General features: G+C 58.9%; 10 protein-coding genes. All 10 read right to left on the reverse strand.

Annotated elements, in window-relative coordinates; translation table 11 throughout:
• Window positions 1-173: 173 nt before the first annotated feature.
• Window positions 174-635: a hypothetical protein gene (locus G3O00_RS39880; RefSeq protein WP_206146275.1), complete on the reverse strand. Its 462-nt coding sequence runs from the start codon at window positions 633-635 to the stop codon at window positions 174-176.
• A gap of 148 nt (window positions 636-783) precedes the next feature.
• On the reverse strand, window positions 784-1,308 hold the full coding sequence (locus G3O00_RS39885) for a hypothetical protein (protein WP_346779024.1): 525 nt from the start codon (window positions 1,306-1,308) through the stop codon (window positions 784-786).
• 435 nt (window positions 1,309-1,743) lie between these two features.
• The gene (locus tag G3O00_RS39890) at window positions 1,744-2,280 is read right to left on the reverse strand and encodes a hypothetical protein (protein ID WP_206146276.1); all 537 of its coding nucleotides are present in this window, start codon (window positions 2,278-2,280) and stop codon (window positions 1,744-1,746) included.
• 160 nt (window positions 2,281-2,440) lie between these two features.
• Window positions 2,441-2,665: a hypothetical protein gene (locus tag G3O00_RS39895; protein ID WP_206146277.1), complete on the reverse strand. Its 225-nt coding sequence runs from the start codon at window positions 2,663-2,665 to the stop codon at window positions 2,441-2,443.
• Window positions 2,666-2,683: 18 nt separating this feature from the next.
• A complete protein-coding gene (locus G3O00_RS39900; protein WP_206146278.1) occupies window positions 2,684-2,926 on the reverse strand; it encodes a hypothetical protein in 243 nt (80 codons plus the stop codon).
• Window positions 2,927-2,928: 2 nt separating this feature from the next.
• A complete protein-coding gene (locus G3O00_RS39905) occupies window positions 2,929-3,309 on the reverse strand; it encodes a hypothetical protein (protein ID WP_206146279.1) in 381 nt (126 codons plus the stop codon).
• Window positions 3,310-3,320: 11 nt separating this feature from the next.
• Complete coding sequence (locus G3O00_RS39910) at window positions 3,321-3,503, reverse strand: hypothetical protein (RefSeq protein WP_206146280.1); 183 nt, start codon at window positions 3,501-3,503, stop codon at window positions 3,321-3,323.
• Between the two features lie 9 nt (window positions 3,504-3,512).
• Complete coding sequence (locus G3O00_RS39915; RefSeq protein WP_206146281.1) at window positions 3,513-3,833, reverse strand: type II toxin-antitoxin system PemK/MazF family toxin; 321 nt, start codon at window positions 3,831-3,833, stop codon at window positions 3,513-3,515.
• On the reverse strand, window positions 3,827-4,075 hold the full coding sequence (locus G3O00_RS39920) for an AbrB/MazE/SpoVT family DNA-binding domain-containing protein (protein ID WP_175035596.1): 249 nt from the start codon (window positions 4,073-4,075) through the stop codon (window positions 3,827-3,829). Before G3O00_RS39920 ends, G3O00_RS39915 begins: the two co-directional genes overlap by 7 nt.
• A gap of 125 nt (window positions 4,076-4,200) precedes the next feature.
• On the reverse strand, window positions 4,201-4,752 hold the full coding sequence (locus G3O00_RS39925; protein WP_206146283.1) for a hypothetical protein: 552 nt from the start codon (window positions 4,750-4,752) through the stop codon (window positions 4,201-4,203).
• Window positions 4,753-4,911 lie beyond the last annotated feature (159 nt).

The raw sequence follows: 4,911 nt of genomic DNA on the forward strand, positions 1-4,911 counted from the left end.
CTCGGTGTTGCGATGACCAGTGTCAACTCCCGCGCAGCGCCGTTGCAGCGCTGACAGCCCCTGTCACGCGTTGTGCGAAACCGGAGTTTGAGCAGGCGATCGTGCCGTCGTGATAAGGGGGTTATCCCGCCACTTCTATCAAATTGTTGGTACCCGCCCTTTGATCGTTGCGGTCAGGGGCCCACTACGGTTGCAATCGGCGAGCGCTTGCCGGCCACGATGTAATGTTGCAGCCGTTGCCAAGCGTCCAGGTAGCGATGCCACGGAATTGCGGCAAGCTGCTCGTCGTGGACAACCAGAATGCGTTCGACGGTTGCCAGTTCGTGGTCGAGCAGTAGGCATCGTTCGCCGAGCTCGACTCGCGTGATGCACGCATTGAGCGCCGCTTCGGCGCGGCGGTAAGGCTCGACCTCGGCGCTGGCCGCGGTCGCTTCCCGCAGGTAGAACGCGAGATAGACGACGCGGATCAAGCAACTGAGTTGATCGAGGTCACCGCGGCCGCCACGCATGGTTGCCAACGCCAGATGATTTTCGAGTGACAGCGCTTGGATCTTCTCAGTTGGCAACGGCATCAACAGGTGTTTCGCCAACCCCGGTCGACCTGCCCGCCCCACTGTACGCTTACTGCCGTTCATTATTCCTCTTCCCTATCGCACCGTGCCGTTCTTACAGTGCCCGCACCACATACCCTTGCTCGCGCTGCATAACGCGGGGCGGCCGCAAAGCGGGCATCGAATCGTTGTCGCGCCGAAGTACATATCGTTTCTCTCCTGTTATCGAGTGTCAGGCCGGAACGATCGGGATGCTCCTTCCAATGAACGTTGCCCGGCCTGGCCCGTCGTCGACGCCGTGCGGCAGACGGTCATCGAAGATGAACCAGTCTCCTGCTCTTGGCTTGTGCTGGACCTTTCCCTGTCGGAACGTCAGCCCGTCGTTGTGGAGCACGACCAGCAAAACCAGCCCCTCGTCGTCGGTATGCATATCGACGCCAGCGGTGACGACCAGAAGTTCCTCGCGTCCCCGGTACCCGCCTTCGGCACGGTGATATCCCAGATCGGTGAGATTCGGTAGCCATGTGGCGCTGCCTCGACTGGCCCAGCGCGGAATCACGTAGGTCTCGACCGGATCACCGCAAAATTCATTCGCCTCGGCCGCCGAGAAAAACTCCTCGGCGAGTTCGGCAGAATGCCGAACAATTTCGTCCGGCAGATGCGCTGTTCCAAGAATGGAGCCGAGCGACTGAATACCAGCGGCACTCTTCGTTCGGGCTCGGGCTTGGCGAGCCTGATCTACTTTCCTGCTTTCCACTCTCATTTCTCGATCATCACGGTATCCAACATTCGTCCGAGCTCGTTGCTGACGGCAAACCAACAGGTCGCATCATCGCTGGGTTGATAGCGCTCGCGTGCCGCATCCAACGGTAGCACGATGACTGGCGGCCACCCGAACTGGTCCGCGGTGATGTCAGCCGCGAAAGAGTATCCGTCCTCGCACACACCTTCTATCCAATAGTGCCGTGCCAAGCACCCATCGAGTCGCGAGCTCCACCATCTCCCCCGCGTACTACCGCCTCGCAAGCTGCGAACCTCTCGAGCGACTGTTGAAGCAGAATCGAGGCTTGGAGGCACGTTCCCGGCGTGCCGTCGATATCGCTGACCGTCAGCACGCGCTCGAACGTGTCTCGCATTCTCGAGCAATGTCTTCAACAACCTGCAGCCGGTACATGGCATTTTCTCCGCCACGTCAGGATGACGTTTCAGGCATCCCGACTTCTTGCGTCCAAAATTTCATGTGCGGCCAAGCGGCCACACCGTTGCGCTCACGAATCTCACAGAATCCGGCGTGCGCGAGCCCGTGAACACCAATATACGAGCGCATTTGCAACGCCAATCTGATCTCCTCGCCGTCTCCGCCATACTCGTCGTCACGGATGATTTCGTCACCCGGCAACCCAAGCTCGACCCCTGCCGCCCAAGCCCACGCCGTAGCCTCAGGGTCCGAGCATTGGATGACGGCGCGATAGAGCGGCTCGTCGGGATGCAAGTCTGTCTCGCTCATGATTCGCAGCATTTCCCGTTGTCCTGCATAGAGGTTGCCGTTCATCAACGAACGAAAGCACTGCGGAGTAATCGCCAAGTGCGCGCCTTCGTGCAGTACGGTGGAAACGCGACATGCAGGATCGACAGTCAGCGTACCGTGATCAATGCGACATCCTTCCGAGAAGCCGGTGGCGCCCACCTCGTACCGGGCCGGAATACCGATTTCGTTCAGAAACCACATGACCTTCTCACGCGTCTCCGGGGTGTCTATCCGATAGTCCAATTGCATCCTCGACGACATCGTGAGTTTCTGTTCTAGGGATGGAAGCCATCGATCCAAACCACGTTACAAGCAGTACGTTCGGACATCCACGACCGGTGGCGCATGGTCGCGTATCCGCTTAACCGGACCGCCCCAATACCGCTGCGCGATACTTTGAGCGCAGCAACAGGTCCGGAATCGACGCGAGAACTTCGGACATGAACTGAAGTTCAACGCAAGCGTCGACGCCGTGTTTCGGCGCTGCACGATTGAACGCCGCGCGAGCCGCGTCCAGCTGTTCCTTCTCCCCCAACGCCACGGCGCGGATGGCCGCTCGCTCGGCTTCGGTAATGATCTCGCTCATCTTGATTCCCTCGATCGATCATTCGGATTGGTTGAGAATCTCAACCTCGAAACCTTCCGGCCAGCCGTGATTCAAGACACGCATGGCGTCCTCGGCGATCAGTTCAGGCACGGCGTCCTCGTAGCCCTCGTCAATCGGCGTGATCATCACGATCGCACACGGCTGTCCTTTCGCGGCGGCAATTTGGCCCGCCAACCGCTTCAGCTCGGTGGTCCATTCGCGCACCTGCCGCTCAATGATCTGCTTTTCGTCTTCCGTCATCGTCATATCCTTTCGTCGTCCGTTCTTGGGTCGATGATATCGTCGAAGGCCGGCAACAGGCGCTCCGAGTCGTACTGGCCAAATACGCGGCCGAGGCGCATGCCAACGGTCGGACGGCCAATCTTTTCAAGGTAGATCATCGCACCCGCGCACATACTTTCTTGACCGCTCACCAGGTACTTGCCGTTGTCATCCCACTCGCCACCCGTGTGTGCCTTGTACACGGTCTTGTGACATTGGAACGTACTGTGATCGTCTCGCACCAAATGTTTGATGATCCCCTCGAGGCGACCGGGCGCGAGCGGGATCGCTCCTTTCTTGCGAAACGGGCAGTTCTCGCACGGACGACGCAGCTTGAAGTGGTTTTCGATGGGATCACTCATCAATTTTCCCGTCAGATCCCGTATTTCTCTTGTAGTGCCGCGACGCGTGCCGTTTGAGCCTGATGGGCAGCCAGTGCTTCTGGCGATACCTCTTTGAGTTTCACAACGCCGTGCGCAATCGACATATCCCACTCGGTCGTGCGACGAACCAACATCACCAGCTCCTGCATTTCTCGACGGATGGTTTCAAACATCGTTTTCCCTCATTCAGCAAACACTTCTTGTAGGGTGCGCAGCGTAGCCAGCAGGGTTTGTTCGGCAACAATCCCTTCCTTTTTGACGAGCCGGACTTTGTCCACCGTTCGGACCTGATCTAACATAATCAAACCGTGCTTGCGCTTGAACGTCACGGGTATGCGGAAGGGTGTCGGTCGGCCCTTCGACGTCATCGGTGCCACGATCACCGTGCGGAGGTGGTCGTTTAGCTCCGGGGGCGAGACGATAATGCATGGACGCGCTTTCTGGACCTCGTTGCTCAGCCTCGGATCAAGGGCCACGAGCCATATTTCGCCACGCGTTACCATTCGATCTCCGCGTCGTTCGCGTTGGCGAGTTCACCCATGACCGGGCAATCCTCACCCGCGTCGGCCAGCGCCTTGCTGGCTTCCCCCCAGCCTTCGCGAGGGGCATTTTGCGGGCGCCGCAAAACCAGCGTGCCGTCTTCCACTTCCATCTCCACTTCGTCCTCAAACCCCAATTGAGCCAAGAGCGGCTTCGGGATCAGCACACCCTGCGAATTGCCCATTCTGCGAATCGAAACTCTCATGACCACACCGTTATAACAATGTTAGACCTCGCACCATAGCGAGTCAATACAATGTTATAACAAATACATCACGCACGCATCAGTCTGGCGATGCGTCACTTCCGTGCAACTTCCGGATCTGCGCCCTATCCCAGGTGACGTTCGTAGTAGCGTCGCGTCAACGCCTTGCGGTACGCAGACTTCATCGGGCGAGCCTTGTCTGGCGACCAACCGCCACCTCCATAACTGCCACCACAGAACGCGCATCGATACGGCGACTCGAGCAGGCGAACATTCACGACGTAGGGGGCCTCATAGCCGCAGCGACGGCACGCAGTTTCCAACCGCCGATAATGCGCCGGACAGGTGTTGAATTTCAGCATCTGGTGCACCACGCTATGGTAGCCGCGCGCTATGCAGCTGCGGCAGTGACGAAACAGCGGGCTGTACTGGCGCCGCTGACTCGGGTGTAGCAGCCCGATCTCGAGCGACGCATAGGGAATGCCGAGGACGCTGTGTAGCCGCGCAACGCTAACGTCCCCGAGCTGCGGTACTACGCCCTCGTACGGATCGATGTCGGGACCCATTGCTCGCGCCATAACGTGACCTGGCAATGCATTTACCTTTTCGAACTTCCACAAAATCGACACGAGCGATTCGCAGGGATCCAGCCAACGCTTATTGAACACGAAACCCATCGAAGGAGTCAGCCTTTGCTCGTCGAGCGTCAGAATCGGCAGGCGCGGCGGTTGGAGCAACGCTCCGCTACGCTGTGGCGAGGACGTGGCCGGTCGCATGGCGAGATTGAATGTAGCCACATTGATGCGCTGCGTGCTGCCACAAGGCCGGCTCGGGAC

Origin of the sequence: Burkholderia sp. Ac-20384 (assembly GCF_017104605.1) — a bacterium.
In the GTDB taxonomy this organism is placed as follows: domain Bacteria; phylum Pseudomonadota; class Gammaproteobacteria; order Burkholderiales; family Burkholderiaceae; genus Burkholderia; species Burkholderia lata.